At 65.9% G+C, this 16462-nt stretch carries 13 protein-coding genes and 1 tRNA gene; 3 read left to right on the top strand and 11 right to left on the bottom strand.

From position 1 onward, the window contains the following. Positions 1-30: 30 nt before the first annotated feature. Together H9K76_RS17855 and pdxR are read right to left on the bottom strand one after the other, a co-directional pair. Positions 31-738 carry a phytanoyl-CoA dioxygenase family protein gene (locus H9K76_RS17855; RefSeq protein ID WP_223196257.1) on the bottom strand — a complete coding sequence of 236 codons (708 nt, stop codon included), beginning with the start codon at positions 736-738 and terminating at the stop codon, positions 31-33. A gap of 10 nt (positions 739-748) precedes the next feature. Further along, the gene (gene pdxR, locus H9K76_RS17850) at positions 749-2284 is read right to left on the bottom strand and encodes a MocR-like pyridoxine biosynthesis transcription factor PdxR (protein WP_187596658.1); all 1536 of its coding nucleotides are present in this window, start codon (positions 2282-2284) and stop codon (positions 749-751) included. Positions 2285-2641: 357 nt separating this feature from the next. Here pdxR and H9K76_RS17845 point away from each other — a divergent pair. Continuing rightward, positions 2642-2718, top strand: a tRNA-Arg gene (locus tag H9K76_RS17845). Positions 2719-2802: 84 nt separating this feature from the next. On the opposite strand, the gene H9K76_RS17840 is transcribed toward H9K76_RS17845, so the two are convergent. The 9 genes from H9K76_RS17840 to H9K76_RS17800 form a co-directional block, all read right to left on the bottom strand. Then, a complete protein-coding gene (locus tag H9K76_RS17840; RefSeq protein ID WP_187596657.1) occupies positions 2803-5136 on the bottom strand; it encodes a CHASE2 domain-containing protein in 2334 nt (777 codons plus the stop codon). Positions 5137-5154: 18 nt separating this feature from the next. Continuing rightward, complete coding sequence (locus H9K76_RS17835; protein ID WP_187596656.1) at positions 5155-6879, bottom strand: FecR family protein; 1725 nt, start codon at positions 6877-6879, stop codon at positions 5155-5157. A 109-nt stretch (positions 6880-6988) separates the two neighbouring features. Next, on the bottom strand, positions 6989-7702 hold the full coding sequence (locus H9K76_RS17830; RefSeq protein ID WP_187596655.1) for a response regulator transcription factor: 714 nt from the start codon (positions 7700-7702) through the stop codon (positions 6989-6991). Positions 7703-7932: 230 nt separating this feature from the next. Then, positions 7933-9231: a tryptophan--tRNA ligase gene (locus H9K76_RS17825; RefSeq protein ID WP_187596654.1), complete on the bottom strand. Its 1299-nt coding sequence runs from the start codon at positions 9229-9231 to the stop codon at positions 7933-7935. Positions 9232-9293: 62 nt separating this feature from the next. Next, a complete protein-coding gene (locus tag H9K76_RS17820) occupies positions 9294-9965 on the bottom strand; it encodes a site-2 protease family protein (protein WP_187596653.1) in 672 nt (223 codons plus the stop codon). A gap of 82 nt (positions 9966-10047) precedes the next feature. Continuing rightward, positions 10048-10683, bottom strand: coding sequence for an L-threonylcarbamoyladenylate synthase (locus tag H9K76_RS17815; RefSeq protein WP_187596652.1), 636 nt, complete (start codon positions 10681-10683; stop codon positions 10048-10050). Between the two features lie 41 nt (positions 10684-10724). Next, positions 10725-11621: a 3',5'-nucleoside bisphosphate phosphatase gene (locus H9K76_RS17810; RefSeq protein WP_187596651.1), complete on the bottom strand. Its 897-nt coding sequence runs from the start codon at positions 11619-11621 to the stop codon at positions 10725-10727. Positions 11622-11720: 99 nt separating this feature from the next. After that, positions 11721-13436 carry a single-stranded-DNA-specific exonuclease RecJ gene (gene recJ / locus H9K76_RS17805; RefSeq protein ID WP_187596650.1) on the bottom strand — a complete coding sequence of 572 codons (1716 nt, stop codon included), beginning with the start codon at positions 13434-13436 and terminating at the stop codon, positions 11721-11723. Next, complete coding sequence (locus tag H9K76_RS17800; protein ID WP_187596649.1) at positions 13433-14407, bottom strand: phosphoglycerate mutase; 975 nt, start codon at positions 14405-14407, stop codon at positions 13433-13435. Before H9K76_RS17800 ends, recJ begins: the two co-directional genes overlap by 4 nt. A gap of 97 nt (positions 14408-14504) precedes the next feature. Here H9K76_RS17800 and H9K76_RS17795 point away from each other — a divergent pair, with 97 nt between their 5' ends. After that, complete coding sequence (locus H9K76_RS17795; RefSeq protein ID WP_187596648.1) at positions 14505-15758, top strand: lipoprotein-releasing ABC transporter permease subunit; 1254 nt, start codon at positions 14505-14507, stop codon at positions 15756-15758. Beyond that, on the top strand, positions 15751-16443 hold the full coding sequence (gene lolD, locus H9K76_RS17790; RefSeq protein WP_187596647.1) for a lipoprotein-releasing ABC transporter ATP-binding protein LolD: 693 nt from the start codon (positions 15751-15753) through the stop codon (positions 16441-16443). Before H9K76_RS17795 ends, lolD begins: the two co-directional genes overlap by 8 nt. The last annotated feature ends 19 nt before the right edge of the window (positions 16444-16462 follow it).

The following is a 16462-nucleotide window of genomic DNA, read 5'->3' as shown; positions in this document are numbered from 1 at the left end:
GGTCGCTGCTCGAATCCTTTTCTTCCCGGCTCAGTGGGTCGGCTGTGTTGTTGGCAGCAGTTTTCCGGCCTCGCTGAAACGGTCATCCGTGCGCATGCGCACGTTTCGCAGATGCGCGGAACGCGTCATCATGGGATGCAGGGGCGCGGCGAAATAGCCTGTCATCAGTGATCGACGGCGTGCCCCGCTTTTGTTGAGGCTTCCTGCATGCACCAGATCGACGTCGAACACGAGGATGTCGCCCGCATGGCCCGTGAGCTGGATGGTGTGTGATTCGTCGTTCGGATTGAATGGTGCGTCGTCCGGTGACGGCCGGTGCGTTCCGGGAACCAGTCGCGTGGCACCGTTGTCGGGGCCATAGTCGTCGAAATAGATGATGGCGCAGACCGAGTCGCCCGGCCTTTGAGTGGACATGTCGCGATGCAGCCGTTGGTGGCCGTAGCCCGGCTTGGGTTCCCGGCCTTCGACCTGCCCATGAAAGAAGGACTCGCCGATGAGTTCGCCCACGACCTCCAGCAGGGCGGGCAGACGGCATACTGCCTGGATCGTGTCGTTCAGGTCCAGCAGCGAGTAGCGGATGCTTGTCTCACGCGGTACGGGCCATTCGTGCAGGGGAATGACGCCTGCGTCGAAGGTGTCGCGCAGTTCGTTCAGCCACTCATGGGGGATGACCTGGCGCATCAGCACGTAGCCATCGCGGTGCAGTTGATCACGTTGCTCGTCGCTCATCGTTGTCATGGCATTGACGTCACAGCTTGCGCATGGCTTCGGCCAGGGCCTGCACGCCGTGCGCGATCTTGTTCGTGGGAATGGACTGGTAGCCCATGCGGATGAAGTTGCCTGGCGCTTGCGGGGACTGGAAGAAGATGTCGCCGGGCTCGAACAGCACGCCGTGTTCGGCGGCCACCTCGGCCAGCATGCGCGCCGGCACATGGTCGGGGAGCTGGACCCAGCATGATCCGCCGCCGCGCACCGGCGTGATCCTGCACTCCGGAAGGTGCTCCGCCATGGCCGCGACGAGTTCCGCGTGGCGCTCCTTCTGCGCGGCGCCCAGCTTGCGCAGTTGCGACTCGTAGTGGCCGAGCGAGATGAACATCGCCAGGGTGCGCTGGATGAACGTGGACGGATGGCGGATCATCAGCCGGCGCAGGGCGCGCAGCTCATGCAGCAGCTCGGGGGCGGCGACGATGTAGCCCACGCGCAGCCCAGGCGCCATGCTCTTGGAGAGGCTGCCCACGTAGATCACGCGGTTGCTGCGGTCGAGGCTCTTGAGCGCGGGAATGGGCTGGTCATCGAAGCTGCTTTCGCTTTCGTAGTCGTCCTCGATCAGGATGAAGTCCTCCTCCTGTGCCATGTTCAGCAGCGCGTGCCGGCGTTCGAGCGGCATGGTCACGCCGGTCGGGCATTGGTGGCTGGGCGTGACGTACAGGTAGTCGAGATCGCGCAGCGCACCCGACAGTGGCAGTCCATCGCCGTCGACCGCAAGAAACTTCAGGTTGGATGTGCGGCTTGCAAAGATGTTCCGGGCATCGGGGTAGCCCGGGTCTTCCATGCCGACGTGGGAGTCGTCGCGCAGCAGCAGGTCCCCCACCATGTAGAGCGCGTGCTGGGCGCCGACGGTGATGATGATTTCCTCGGGCGACGCCCACACGCCGCGCCGAGGCAGGATCTTGGTCTGGATCTGGTGGATCAGGCTGTCGTCGTCGCGCGTGATCAGGTCGGGGGCCCACTGGTGGATGTCGAGCACGCTGAGCGCCTTGATGCAGCATTCGCGCCACGCCGCGGTCGGGAACAGGTCCTTGTCGAACTGCCCGTAGAGAAACGGAAATGGAAAGCTCTGCCAGTCTTCCTTCTTGACGATGCTGCGCTGCTGACTGGGACGCAGCCACAGTCGCTGGCCCCAGTCGGTGGGGTGGACCGCGCCGTGCTCCAGGTCGGCGTCGGATCCGAGATGGTTGGGCTGCAGCTTGCGGCCCTGCAGCACGTCGGGATGGATGAAGTGGCCCTTGCGCTGCCGGCTGAGCAGGAAGGACTCTTCCGTGAGCTGCTGGTAGGCCAGCACGACGGTGATGCGGCCCACGCCCAGATGGCGGGCCAGTTCGCGGCTGGAGGGGATCGGGTCGCCCGGCGTCAGCACGCCGGTCAGTATGGCGCTGACCATCATCTCGCGGATCTGGCCCTGCAGGCTCAGGCCGGGCTTGGCGCTGCGGTGGAACAACTGCTCCCACATGGCACCGGAAGGCGCTGCCATGGTCTGCTGCGGGGGGGTACGGGCGTCCGTCATCTTCTCTTGTCTTGCACTCACACTGGTTGGCTGCGCGGTCAGGCTCGCAGTCCTTGTCTTCCTTGGGGGCGGTGGCCGCATTGGGGCAACCGCAGCCGGGCCGTGCTTCTGAAGCACTCACTGCATAAGCGGCGATTCTCGATGGTAGGCCCATCGGCATGACAGTCGGCTTTTTTTCGCGATGCCATCATCGTTCTTTTCGAGGAATGTTGGCAAGGGCCGCGGTTATGGGCGGATGCGCCTTGCGGACATCACCCCACACGGCCCGCTGCATGCGCTCTTTTGCAGATTTTCTAAAAAAGATGGCGTTTTTCTTTGGAGGCTCAAAAACCTGTATATAATTCGATGCTTCAGCAAGCGGCTGTAGCTCAGCTGGATAGAGTACTTGGCTACGAACCAAGGGGTCGTGGGTTCGATTCCTGCCAGCCGCACCAAACTTCAAGCCCCAGGACAGAAATGTTCTGGGGCTTTTGGTTTTTCAGGATCGGTTTTTCAGGGCCTGCCTGCGGCCCGCTGCTTCAGTGGCCCTCGGGAATGGCGCGAGGAATATGCAGCCGGAACTCGGTGCCCTGTCCGGGCTCGCTCACCACATCGATATGCCCTGCATGGCGTTCGATCACGGTGCGCACGAGCGCGAGCCCCAGGCCGATGCCCTGGACTCCGGGAAGGGTGTTCTCATGCAGGCGGCGGAAGGGCTGGAACAGCGACGCGCGCTTGTCGGGCGGGATGCCGGGGCCTTCGTCGCGGATGCTGATGATCCAGTCGCTTTCCTCTGCAAGCAGGCTGCAGTGGATCACTGACTGGGCGGGGCTGAACTTCAGTGCATTGCTCATCACGTTGCCGATGGCGCGGCTGAGCATGCTGCGGTCGCCCCAGCATGGCGCGGCATCGGGCTTGGCGTCGATGCGCACCTGGATGCGGTTGTCCTGCGCGGGCGCCCAGGCATCATCCACGCTTTGTTCCAGCAGCGCGGCCAGATCGAAGGTGGCGAGGCTGTAGGTCTGCGACTGTGCGCTGGCGAGCCGCACGAAGCCTTCGGCCATCGACAGCGAGGACTGCGCGTAGCGCTCGATGCGCGGCAGCAGTTCGCTCATCGGCACCTGGTCGGGGTACTCGCGGTGCATCTCCAGCAGCGTGATGATGGACGCGTTCGGCGAGCGGATGTCGTGCGAGATGAAGTTCAGCGCCTCGTCGCGCTGCTTCTGCGCGCGGCGCATGTCGGTCAGGTCCACCATGGTGATGAGCCAGCCCGCATTCGAGTTGGCCGCGAACGGCTTGCACAGCAGCAGGAAATAGCGGCCCTTGTCATCGCGGCACTCCTGCTGGCCGGGCACCTCGGACCACCGGTACGGGTTGAGTGGAAGCAGCGGCGTTGCGGACTCGATGTGCACGAAGTCGCCCAGCAACTCGGCCAGCGCATGCCCTGTGGGGTCGTCGGTGGTGTCCTCCACCATGCGAGCCGCGGCGGCATTGGCGAGTGTGATGACGCCCATGCTGTCGCAGACGAAGGTCGGCGAGGGAAGCTGGCGCAGGCTGTCGCTGACGAAGTGATGGAGCTCGCGCAGCTGCTGCGTGGCCTGCTCGACCGCGTGGATGCGGCGCTCCAGAAAGTCGCTGGGCAGGATGCGGTGGCTGCGTGCAGGCGCGGGCGCGGGCAGCTTCACGCCATCCTGGGTCAGGTCGTGCATCTCCTGGCGCAGGAACATCGCGGCGGCGGAGAGGCGTCGCCAGCTCCAGAGCGGATAGCACAGCAGCACACCCATCATGCCCGAGGCCGGGGAGAGCTGCCAGCCGGTGGCGAGCGTGGTCACGGCACCCGTGAGCAGCATGGCGACGAACATGAGCCCGCAGGCGAGCAGTGCCGTGAAGGGGCCGAGCAGCAGCACGGCCATGAGCGCCGCGGCCACGGGCAGCAGGTTGAACACCAGGTTCCACGACAGCGGGGCGGGGGTGATGCGGATGTCGTCGACAAGCGCGTTGAGCACGTGGGCCACCAGCTCCACGCCGGGAATCCGGTCGGACTCGGGAGCGACCGGCGCTGCGAACATGTCGCCCAGTCCAGTGGCCGTCGCGCCGACGAGCACGAGCTTGCCGCGGAAGGCATCCGGCGGCACGCGTTTCATGAGCACGTCGATGTAGGAATAGGTGGTGAAGGCAGGTGCGCGCGGCGCTCCCGCGGCAAACGGAATTACGCGCAGCGTGTCACGCGTCCATTCGCCGCCGCCCGGTGGCAGTTGCGTGCCGCGGCAGCCGGGCTGCGGATTGCCCGCGGCGCACAGCATGGCGATCGCGAAATGCGGAAGCGGCGAGCCAGCCGGACCTTCGAAGAGATGAAGCCTGCGCACCACGCCGTCGGAGTCCACCTGCACATGCACATGGCCAAGCTGCGATGCCGCCTGGCGCACCAGGTCGAGCGGTGCGTCGATGGCTGCCTGCGGTGCCTCGCTGCGTCGCGTGACGGGAAGCACGACATGGCCGCTGCGCGCCACGGCCTGCGCCAGCACGATGTCGTCGCCGGGATAGTCGGCATCCTCCTCGATGAACAGCACGTCCATGCCCACGGCCTGCGGCGACTGCTCCGAGATCACGTCGATCAGTTGGGCATGCAGCGCGCGTCGCCAGGGCCAGCGTCCGATCGCATTGATGCTGCGGTCGTCGATGGCGACCATCACGATGTCGGGGTTGGCACGGGGCGCGAACAGCCGCCCGCCTGCGTCGTGAATGAGATGGTCCACGCGCTGCAGCGCACCGGTCACGCATGCCCAGGTGACCAGGCACAGCAAGGCGACCGTGAGCAGCGACCACTCGCGCCGCTGCCACTGGGCCCGGCTGTTGGCACGAAAGAGCGTCATGCGCTGGCGCTGCCGGGATCAGGGACGCCTGAGCGGCTTGCCGTCCGACGAGGTGAGAGGCAGGCCATAGCCGCTTTGCACTTCGGCCGCAGCGCGCACCTGCCGCGCGGCGGAGAAGGGGCTCTCCAGTCCCGTTGCCGAGTCATGGGTCTGGATGCGTACGAAATACTCGCCGGGCTCCAGCGCGGTGGAATTCCACTGCGGCTTGTCGAGTCGCTCGTCGATCACGGGCTGGGCGAAGTCCTCGGTCCGCGCTACCTGGATACGGTAGGTCTGGCCGGGTTCGCCCGGCCATTGCAGGTGAATGCCCGGCATGTCGCTGCTGGACTGCAGGGCGGATGCATCCAGCGCCGAGGGGCTGTTGGCCAGCTTGAACGCCTGCGGAATCGAGAAGGGGCCCTGGTCGGGCGAGCCGTCTGCGAGCGTGCGGATGCTGGCCGCGCGCCACTGGTAGCTGCCTGGATCGAGCGCGGTCAACGGCAGGTCGCACTCGCCGGTGCGCACTTCGTCGAGCAGGGGCTTGGCGAAGCCATCGACCGTGGCGGCGACCTGGATGCGGTAGCTTTGCGCACCACTCACGCGAGTGCACAGCAACTGCCCCGAGGTACGCGAGGTGGTTGCCCCGGGGGCGGGCTGCTGGTACAGCGGAGGAGGTGGCTGGGTCTTCACCCTGATCTTGCGGAGCGCGGGCATGCCGGGCAGTTCCTGGGCGTCGATGGCGCGCGCGGCCACGTAGTACTCGCCGTCCTCGATACCTTTCAAGCGTACTTGAGAGGATTTGAATGTACCGCTGCGCAGCACCTGCGACAGGGTCTCGTCTCGGGCCACCTGCACGAAGTAGGCGTCGGCCTGGGGAATGGGCGGCAGCTCGAAGCTCAGGAAATTCGCATCCTCGAGTGTGGCGGGAATCTGGTTCAGGTCGGGGGAGGGCAGCAGCACCCGGGTATCGCCCAGCTCGCCATCGCTGCTCACCGCGATGCCGTGGCCTTCGGTGACGAGGGCTCCAGCAGGGCTGCGGCGCGGCTTTCCTGCTGCAGCGGAAGCGTCGCCGGCGCGCACCGCGACCGTGCCGTGCGTGACCGAGGTGACTGCCTTGCCGCTGCCGGTCACGGCGATCTCAAAGCTGGTGCCGCGCACGCTGGTGGTGGCCTGGGGCGTGCGAACCTCGAAGCCGCGCGTTGGATCGGGCTCGGTGCCGACCGTGGAGTTCACGCTGCCGCGCTGCATCTCCAGCACCGACTGCAGGCTGCCGCTGCGGCCCTTGCGGCGCAGCTGCTTGAGCTGCACGTCGGACTCGGCCTGGATGCGGATGATCGTGCCGTCGGCGAGCTTGACGGTGACGAACGAATCGGGCGCCACCTTGATCGCTGCGCCTTCCTGCAGCTTCTGGCCGGCCTGCAGCGGAGTCGCCTCCTGGCTGCCGCGCGATGGAGTCACCGTGGCCTGGCCCTGCACGAAGCTCACCTCGGCCGCCTGCTCGGGCATGAATTTCACGGGAATCCGCAGCGTGGAACCGGGCTGCAGGCGCCGGGGATCGGGAACCTGGTTGAACTTCTGCAACTGCTGCCACAGATGCACGTCGCCGTAGAACTGCGCGGCGAGACGTTCCAGCGTATCGCCCTGGATCACCCTGTGGTTGATGAATGCGGTGGAATCCGCGTGGGCAGGCAATGGCACCGCCAGGGCCGAAGCCAGAGCGAATGCGAAGAGATGCGGCGACGAACGGCGCAGCGGATGGGCCACAGTACTTCCTCCCAGGCGAACGTGTGATAACCGGCCGCTGCCATTATTTCGCAGTCGGCCCGCCAATCCTACAGAGCGTTGGGTTCCTTTGGGGGAAGCAGCCTCCGGATTACGTAGGAATCAGAGTGTCTTCGCTCTTGGGTTTGACAGCCTCGAAACGATAACCCATTCCGTATACGGCTGTCACGATAAAGCCATTGTCCGGCCGGAGGTCGAGCTGGCTGCGAAGGCGGGAGATATGGGTGTCGAGCGAACGCGAGATCACATCGCTGGTCTGTCCCCAGATGATTTCGCGCAGATGGTCGCGCGAGAGCAGCCGGCCCATGTTCTGGAACAGGAACAGCGCCAGGTCGTACTCGCGGTTCTTGAGCTCGACGGGCTTGCCATCCATCTCGAGCGTGCGCGTCTCGTGCAGGAAACGGTAGCGGCCGAACTCCAGCACTTCATTGACAGCCGCCGGGTAGGCGCGGCGCAGCAGCGCGCCGACGCGCGCAGTCAATTCGCCGACACGCACCGGCTTGACCATGAAGTCATCGGCGCCGCAGTCGAGGCCTTCCACGATGTCGCGCTCTTCCTGGCGACTCGTGACGAACAGAATGGGCAGGTCAAGCCCCACGTGCTTGCGTACCCAGCGGACAACCTCGGGTCCGGAGGTGTCCGGCAGGTGCCAGTCGACCAGGAGCAGATCGAACGTATCGCGGCGCATGTCCTTCATGAGGGCCGCGCCCGTCTGATACGTATGGCACGAGTGCCCCATGTCCGTTATGGCACGCTTGAACAGCTCCAGCTGGAGGGCATCATCATCCAAAGCCACAATGCGCATGGAAATCCTTGCAGGCAATTCATTGGGGAAAAAGGTGGCATGAGTATAGGAAGCCGATTGCGTCAGTGCGCAATCGTGTGATCCGGTTAACACTTGTTAACTGCACTCTACCGCCCCTTCGACCAGTGCTTGATTGAATGGGGTTGTGGGCCTCAAGTTTCAATGAAAAAAGAGCACCTGTCAGTCATCACGGTGCTCTTTCTTGTGCAAGACGAAGTCGGAAAAGCGAATCAGGCAGCAGCGTCCAGCAGGGCCTGGAGTGCGTTCTCCACATCCCCGGGCCCGATGCCCGGGACAGGCACCAGGTGCGGTGCGATGGCCGCCAATGCGGCGGAGCCCTGCTTCTGCAGTTGCGCGATGGCCTGGCCCGCATCCTTGGGGGCTGTGAACCCCGTGCTTTGCAGCAGCAGCCTGCCGTCGGCGGCCACCAGCTTGAAGTAGAACTTGCCGTCGGCTTCCCGATACTGCTTGAAGCTCGGGAGCGCGGCCTTGGTTTCCTTCGCGGCCTTGCGTACGGCCGGGGCACTCAGGCGACGCAGGCCCACGGCATTGCGCAGGTCCTTGAGGAAGGTGGCGGCATGTGCCTTGGCGCGCTCCTCGCCGATCGCCAGCGCGGCCTCGACCTTCTCGGGGTTCGCCATCAGGTCGTCATAGGTGGCGCGCATCGGCGTGACCTCGCGGTCGATGCATTCATACAGCATCTGCTTGGCGTCACCCCATGCAATGCCTTCGGCGTAGGCCTTGCGCATGGCCTCGGTCTCCTCGGGCAGGGCGAATGCCTGGTACATCTGGAACAGCGCGGAGCCTTCGACCTCCTTGGGCTCTCCTGGCATGCGCGAGTCGGTGACGATGCTGCCGACCAGCTTCTTGAGCTGATCGCGCGGGGTGAACAGCGGAATCGTGTTGTCGTAGCTCTTGCTCATCTTGCGGCCGTCCAGGCCGGCGAGCGTGGCAACGCTTTCCTCGATGACCGCTTCCGGCAGCGTGAAGTGTTCCCCATAGAGATGGTTGAAGCTCGATGCGATGTCGCGCGCCATCTCGATGTGCTGAATCTGGTCGCGGCCGACCGGAACCTTCTGGGCATTGAAGATCAGGATGTCGGCGGCCATCAGAACCGGGTACATGAACAGGCCGGCGGTCACGCCGTCATCGGTTTCGCGGCCTGCTTCGACGTTCTTGTCGACCGATGCCTTGTACGCGTGGGCACGATTAAGCAGGCCCTTGCCGGTCACGCAGGTGAGCAGCCAGGTGAGTTCGGGAATCTCGGGCAGGGCGGACTGGCGGTAGAACGTGACATGTTCCGGGTTGAGGCCCGCGGCCAGCCAGGTGGCGGCAATCTCCAGCGTGGAGCGGTGCACACGCTCGGGATCTTGTGCCTTGATGAGCGCATGATAGTCGGAGAGGAAATAGTAGCTTTCCACTCCCGGTGCCTTGCTGGCGCGGATGGCCGGGCGGATCATGCCCGCGTAGTTGCCCAGGTGCGGGGTGCCGGAAGGAGTGATGCCAGAGAGAAAGCGGGTTGCAGACATGGAAAGAATCAGAAGAATGGATGAGGGTTCTTTGGGGGCGCGCTGGTGGCCCAGACGTTTGTTCAGCCGAGCAGCAGGGCGCGCAAGGGGATCATCAGCACGTTGATGATGCTGTAGCCGACCGACATCAGCGGCTGAAGCCACAGCGTGCTGACCACGCCCATGAGGACGAGGCCCATCACGATGAAGAAGCCGTAGGGCTCGAGCCGCGTCAGCCAGTGCGCCTGCTTCCAGGGCAACAGGCCGGTGAGCACGCGGCCACCATCCAGCGGTGGCAGCGGAAACAGGTTGAAGGCCCACATCACGAGGTTCACCGACACGCCGGCCTTGGCCATGGCCAGGAAGAAGCGCTCGTTCACGCCAAAGCCCAGCAGCAGGAGCAGCAGCACGGCCCAGAGAATCGCCATGATGAAGTTGACCATGGGGCCGGCGAGCGCCACCCAGATCATGTCGCGCTTGGGATTGCGCAGGTTCGAGAAGTTCACGGGAACCGGCTTGGCGTAGCCGAAGAGGAAGGCCCCCGAGGTGGAGAAGTACAGCAGCAGCGGCATCAGGATGGTGCCGATGGGGTCGATGTGCTTGATGGGGTTGAGCGTGATCCGGCCCATCATGAGCGCGGTGTTGTCGCCGAAATGGCGGGCTACATAGCCGTGCGCGGCCTCGTGCACCGTGATGGCGAAGAGCACCGGGAGGGCGTAGATGAGAATGGATTGGATGAGATTGGAGGCGTCCACGGGGGTATTGTCTCAGACTGGCGGGGTGGGGGCAGTCCCGGCCTCCGCCCTAAAATTTCAGCACACAAGAGACCAGAAAAGCTCACAACCCCAGCGCTGCAAGAGACCCACGCCCTTCGCGTACCACGATGGCTTCGCCGCCGTTTTCCATGGGAGTGAGGTCCACCACGGTGGTAGGCTGGTGGGGGCAGGGGCCTGCATCGACCACGCCGTCGATCAGCTTCTCGAAGCGGTCGCGGATCTCCTGGGGATCGTTCAGGGGTTCGGTCTCGCCCGGCGGGATGAAGGTCGACGCGATCAGGGGAGCGCCCAGCATTTCCAGCAGCAGCTGCGTGCCCTTGCGGTCGGGGACGCGCAGGCCGATGGTCTTGCGCTGGGGATGGCTCACGCGGCGCGGCACCTCCTTGGTGGCGTCCAGGATGAAGGTGTAGGGCCCCGGCGTCGCCTGCTTGAGCAGGCGGTATTGGCGGTTGTCCACGCGCGCGTAGCTCGAGAGTTCCGACAGGTCGCGGCAGAGCAGGGCCAGGTGGTGCTTTTCGTCGATCTGGCGGATGCGGCGCAGGCGCTCCACGGCCTTGGTGTCGTCGAGCTGGCAGACCAGCGCGTAGCTGGAGTCGGTGGGGATGGCCATCACGCCACCACCCTGCAGGATGGCGACCGCCTGCTTCACGAGGCGCGGCTGTGGGTTGTCGGGGTGGACTTCGAAGTACTGTGCCATGGCGTATCCGTCAATCTTTCTGTGCTCTGCGCACGAGGTCTTCAGGTGAGGGCAGCGCGGCGCTGGATGCGGTGCGCGAGCAGGTCCCAGACGGGTGTGAGGCGTTCGGGCAGCGGCGGAAGCTGGCCCAGGTCGGTGTGGGACTCCTCGGGGCTGTGGAAGTCGCTGCCGCGCGAGGCGGCAAGGCCGAATTCCAGGGCCATGTCGGCATAGGTGCCATATTCGGCGGGGGTGTGGCTGCCCGTCACCACTTCGACGCCCTCGCCGCCGTGCTTCTTGAATTCGGAGAACAGCGCGAACTCCTCGTTGGCCGTGAAGCGGTAGCGGGCCGGGTGGGCGATCACGGCCATGCCGCCTGCCTCGCGGATCCAGCGCACGGCGTTGCCCAGGGTCGCCCACTGGTGCGGCACGAAGCCCGGATGGCCTTCGGTAAGAAAGCGGCGGAAGACTTCCGAGGTGTCACGGCAGGCGCCGATCTCCACCAGGTAACGGGCGAAGTGCGTGCGTGAAATGAGCTCGGGGTTGCCCACGTACTTGAGCGCCCCTTCGTAGGCTCCGGGAATGCCCGCTTCCTCCAGCTGCCTTGATATTTCCTGCGCCCTGGCACCGCGCCCGCCGCGGGTGAGCGACAGGCCGCGAGCGAGCTGCTCATCGTCGGGGTCGAAACCAAGGCCGACGATGTGTACCGTGTTGTCGGCAAAGGTGACGGAGATTTCGGTGCCGGTCAGATAGTCCATGCCGTTGGCATGGGCAGCCGCGCGTGCGCGGTGCTGGCCACCGATTTCGTCATGGTCCGTCAGCGCCCACAGCTGAACCCCGTTGGCGCTGGCCCGCTCGGCGAGCACTTCGGGCGTGAGGGTGCCGTCGGACACGACGGAGTGGCAGTGCAGGTCGGCGTTGAGCTGGGAGGAGGAGGGTGTGGGAGTGGTAGTAGACACGGAACCATTTTATGGGTGCATCGGCTTGCATGCACCATCCTCGTTGTCCCTTGCCCGTGATCGGCCGCTTAAATTGCAAGCAGACGTTTGCCGGCCGGGTCAGCCCTCGAACCCCTCGACCAGGAACTGCACCTTGCGTTCGCCGCGCCATTCGTTCACGTCCAGCCGGAAGGCAAGCACCGCCCGGGCGGGCAGCGGATCGGTGTGGCCGAACCAGATGGCATCGATCGGCTGGCCCTGGTGCAGGAGCTTGATCGACAGGTGGTTCTTCGCCTCGCCGACCAGCCGCTGGCTCACGATCGTGACCTCCTCGCTGAACGTGGGAGGAGCGAAGCCCTGGCCCCAGACCTCGCGATGCAGCACGTCGACCAGTTCGGCGCGGCAGTATTCGGCGGCCAGGGGGCCGTCGGTTTCCAGCTTGCGGGTGAGCGTGGACGCGTCGAGCCACTCCTGCGCGACCTGCGCGAAGGCCTGCTCGAACACATCGAAGAATTCCTCGGCCACCGTGCAGCCGGCGGCCATGGCGTGTCCGCCGAACTTCAGCAGCACTCCCGGATGGCGCTTGGCCACCAGATCGAGCGCATCACGCAGGTGAAAGCCGGGGATCGATCGGCCCGAGCCCTTGAGCTCGTGCTCCTTGCCCGGCGCGCTGCTGGCGGCGAACACGAAGGTCGGCCGATGCAGCTTGTCTTTGAGGCGCGATGCGACGATGCCGACCACGCCTTCGTGGAAGTCGGGGTCGAATACGCTGACCGCTGGCGGCGGTTCCTCGCTTTCGTCGAACAGCGTCTCGGCCATCAGCATGGCCTGCTCGCGCATGCCGCCCTCGAGTTCGCGGCGCTCGCGGTTGATCGCGTCGAGTTGGCCGGCCAGTTCGGCGGCACGGCCCGGATCATCGGTGAGCAGGCATTCGATGCCCAGCGTCATGTCGGCAAGGCGGCCCGCGGCATTGATGCGGGGCCCGAGGCCGAAGCCGAAGTCGAAGGTGGTGGCCTCCTCGGGCTTGCGGCCTGTCACCTTGAACAGGGCCGCCACGCCGGCGGGCATGTGCCCGCCGCGAATGCGCTTGAGTCCCTGGGCCACGAGCCGCCGGTTGTTGCTGTCGAGCCTGACCACGTCGGCCACGGTGCCCAGTGCGACCAGCGGCAGCAGGGGCTCGAGGCGTGGCTGGGTGGCCTTGTCGAAGATGCCGCGCTCGCGCAGCTCGGTGCGCAGCGCCATCAGCACGTAGAACATCACGCCTACGCCGGCGGCGGATTTGCTCTCGAAGCCGCACCCCGGCTGGTTGGGGTTGACGATGGCATCGGCCTCCGGAAGCTGCGGCCCTGGCAGGTGATGATCGGTCACCAGCACCGACAGGCCCAGTGCCTTGGCCGTGGCGACGCCCTCGACGCTGGCGATGCCGTTGTCGACGGTGATGAGCAGGTCGGCCTGGCGCTCGTGCACGCGCCGCGCGATCGGCGGCGTGAGGCCGTAGCCGTCGACCACGCGGTCGGGCACCAGATAGTCCACATGCCTCGCTCCCAGCATGCGCAGGCCCCGCACGCCGACAGCGCAGGCGGTGGCGCCGTCGCAGTCGTAGTCGGCGACGATGACCATGCGCCTGTCTGCCGTGATGGCATCGGCCAGCAGCACTGCGGCCTCCTGCACGCCGCGCAGACCACCCGGGGGCAGCAGCCGCCCGAGCGCATCGTCGAGCTCATCGCACGAACTGACGCCGCGCGCCGCATACAGCCGCGCGAGCAGCGGGTGCACCCCGGCCTGTTCCAGCGCCCATACGGCGCGCGGCGGAATGTCTCGGGCAATGATTTTCATAGTTGCTTCTGGAGGTCCTGCAGGCGTGGCGCCCTGCTGAAGAGGCGCTTGAGACGTTGGCCGAAGCCGGCAGGCACGCTCTGCCATTGCTGGGCGTTGTGCTCGCCACAGAGCGTGAGCGTCGCCTTGCCGCCGGCTGCCACGTGTTTCTCGAGATCGGCGACGGCACCGGCGTCCAGGGCGCGCCAGGCGTCGGCCCAGCCGCGCCAGTCCTCGCGCAGCGCGGCATCGCGCAGCGTGGTGGGGACTTGCGGCTTCACGCCGGGCAGCGGTGGGGGCGAGGGCAGGCGGCCCGCGCCATGCAGCCAGAAGGTGTTGACGGGCGGCAGGTTCGCCTCGGCGCGTGCATCGTTGATGGGGTGCGTGTACAGCAGCATCTGCATCTCGGTCTGCAGGCGGTGGATGCGGCGCGTGTGCTCGGCATTCTCGGCCAGCGGCATCCAGGCGCGCACGTCGCGTTGCACGACGCGATCGAGCGAGGCCGTGGCAACGCCTTCGAAGACGTCGCCGCGCGCGATCCAGCGGGCCGGATCGTTCTCGTCCATGTAGAGCTCGATGCCATCCTCGGCAAACCAGGGTGCCAGGATCGACAGGAACTCATGCGAGGAGTCGGCCGTCAGGCGCAGCAGGGAAGGATCGACCATGGTCACGTGGTCGGTGCTCACATGCCATTGGCAGGGCGTGATGTAGGCCCACGCGGTGGCGTCCGAGCCCCGGGCTCCCACCTCGACGAGCCGCCAGGCGGCCCAGGGGGTGATGCCGCCATGCGAGACCGGCAGGCCCAGCGCCGTGGCAAGCGCGCGTTCGTGGGGCGGGGTGAAGTCGGTCTCCTCGCCGGTGTCGGTACTGGCGAGGGACATGCGGGAGAGCAGGCGATCAAGGTGCGGCAGGGACAGCTCGCGCAGCACCTGCTGGCAGCCCTCGGAGGGGCTGCCGGCGAAGGGAATGAGTAAATGGGGGGCGTCCGACATGGGTCTATTGTCCGGGATGCCACAATCCATACGCAGAAGCGGGCCAGATTGAGGCAATTGCTCACAATTTATCGGCTCGCGTCATGATTTCAACACCATGCAAATTCCATACGAACTGGCCGTGGGCTGGCGTTACACCCGGGCTGGCCGGGCCACGCGCCGCAATGGCTTCATCAATTTCATCTCGGGCGTGTCGATGCTGGGCATTGCACTGGGCGTGGCCGCACTCATCATCGTGCTGAGCGTGATGAACGGCTTCCAGAAGGAAGTGCGCGACCGCATGCTGAGCGTGGTCTCGCACATCGAGATCTTCGCGCCGCAGGGCGCGGCGCTGCCCGACATGCCGCTCACGCTGCGCGAGGCGCGCGCCAATCCCAACGTGATCGGCGCGGCGCCCTTCGTGTCGGCGCAGGCGCTGCTCGGGCGCGGGGACGAGGTCAAGGGTGCGCTCGTGCGCGGCATCGACCCGGCTCTCGAGGGCGAGGTCACCGACCTGGCAGGCGATCAGGTCAAGGGGCTGAGCGCCCTGGTGCCAGGCGAGTTCAATGTGATCCTGGGCAGCGAGCTGGCGCGCACCATGGGGGTGTTTCCCGGTGACCTCGTCACGCTGATCGCGCCGTCGGGCCAGGTCACTCCGGCGGGCATAGTGCCCCGCATCAAGCAGATGAAGGTGGTCGGCATGTTCAATTCGGGCCACTACGAATACGACTCCGCGCTGGTGTTCATGCACCACGCGGACGCCGAGCGGATCTTCCGCCTCGAAGGCCCGACCGGCATCCGCCTGAAGATCAAGGACCTGCACCAGGCGCCGGAGGTGGCGCTGCAGCTCGCGCACTCGCTGTCGGGCAACCTGCTGATCCGCGACTGGACGCAGCAGAACAAGACCTGGTTCGCCGCCGTGCAGATGGAGAAGCGGATGATGTTCATCATTCTCACGCTGATCGTCGCGGTGGCCGCCTTCAACCTGGTGTCCACGCTGGTGATGACGGTGACCGACAAGCGCGCGGACATCGCGATCCTGCGCACGCTGGGCGCCAGCCCGCGCAGCATCATGGGCATCTTCGTGGTGCAGGGGGCGATGGTGGGCGTGATCGGCACGTTCGCCGGGCTGCTGCTGGGCCTGCTGATCGCGTTCAACATCGACGTGATCGTGCCGGCCATCGAGCAGCTGCTGCACACCACCTTCCTGCCCAAGGACATCTACCTGATCAGCAAGATGCCGAGCGACCCGCAAAGCAGCGACATCACGCCGATCGTCGTGATCTCCCTGATCCTGGCCTTCGCGGCCACCCTGTATCCGAGCTGGCGCGCCAGCCGTGTGAACCCGGCCGAGGCGCTGCGCTATGAGTGACGTGAACAGCAACAACAAGCAGGTGGTGCTGCGTGCACGGGGCCTGACCAAGCGATTCGAAGAGGGGCGCCTCGACGTGACCGTGCTGCACGGCGTCGATCTCGACGTCTATGCCGGCGAGACGCTTGCCATCGTCGGCGCATCGGGCTCGGGCAAGAGCACGCTGCTGCACCTGCTGGGGGGGCTGGACGCGCCCACCACGGGCAAGGTGGAGCTCAAGGGCAAGGACCTCGGCAGGCTCTCGGCGCAGCAGCAGGGGCAGTTGCGCAACGAGCACCTGGGCTTCATCTACCAGTTCCACCACCTGCTGCCCGAGTTCAGCGCGCGCGACAACGTCGCCATGCCGCTGCGCATCCGCCGTCTCGACAAGCGTGAATGCCTGCTGCGGGCTGACGCCATGCTCACGTCCGTGGGGCTGGCGCAGCGTCTGCAGCACCGCCCGGCCGAACTCTCGGGCGGCGAGCGCCAGCGCGTGGCGATTGCGCGCGCGCTGGTCACCACTCCGGCGTGCGTGCTGGCCGACGAGCCCACCGGCAACCTGGACAGGCAGACCGCCGACAGCGTGTTCGGCCTGATGCTGCAGCTGGCGCGCGACCGCGGCACCGCGTTCGTGATGGTGACGCACGACGAAACCCTGGCCGCGCGCTGCGACCGCGTGCTGCGCCTGACGGCCGGCCATCTTTAAGAGCCTGCTGGCGACAGGC

Source organism: Diaphorobacter ruginosibacter (genome assembly GCF_014395975.1).
Taxonomy (GTDB): domain Bacteria; phylum Pseudomonadota; class Gammaproteobacteria; order Burkholderiales; family Burkholderiaceae_C; genus Diaphorobacter_A; species Diaphorobacter_A ruginosibacter.
Note: the sequence above shows the minus strand (reverse complement) of the source record. Positions and strands in the feature narration are given on the sequence as shown.

Coding starts and splice junctions, on each gene's coding strand:
- H9K76_RS17855 (WP_223196257.1), bottom strand. CDS start 738: ATGACAACGATGAGCGACGAGCAACGTGATCAACTGCACCGCGATGGC.
- pdxR (WP_187596658.1), bottom strand. CDS start 2,284: ATGACGGACGCCCGTACCCCCCCGCAGCAGACCATGGCAGCGCCTTCC.
- H9K76_RS17840 (WP_187596657.1), bottom strand. CDS start 5,136: ATGACGCTCTTTCGTGCCAACAGCCGGGCCCAGTGGCAGCGGCGCGAG.
- H9K76_RS17830 (WP_187596655.1), bottom strand. CDS start 7,702: ATGCGCATTGTGGCTTTGGATGATGATGCCCTCCAGCTGGAGCTGTTC.
- H9K76_RS17825 (WP_187596654.1), bottom strand. CDS start 9,231: ATGTCTGCAACCCGCTTTCTCTCTGGCATCACTCCTTCCGGCACCCCG.
- H9K76_RS17815 (WP_187596652.1), bottom strand. CDS start 10,683: ATGGCACAGTACTTCGAAGTCCACCCCGACAACCCACAGCCGCGCCTC.
- recJ (WP_187596650.1), bottom strand. CDS start 13,436: ATGAAAATCATTGCCCGAGACATTCCGCCGCGCGCCGTATGGGCGCTG.
- H9K76_RS17800 (WP_187596649.1), bottom strand. CDS start 14,407: ATGTCGGACGCCCCCCATTTACTCATTCCCTTCGCCGGCAGCCCCTCC.
- H9K76_RS17795 (WP_187596648.1), top strand. CDS start 14,505: ATGCAAATTCCATACGAACTGGCCGTGGGCTGGCGTTACACCCGGGCT.
- lolD (WP_187596647.1), top strand. CDS start 15,751: ATGAGTGACGTGAACAGCAACAACAAGCAGGTGGTGCTGCGTGCACGG.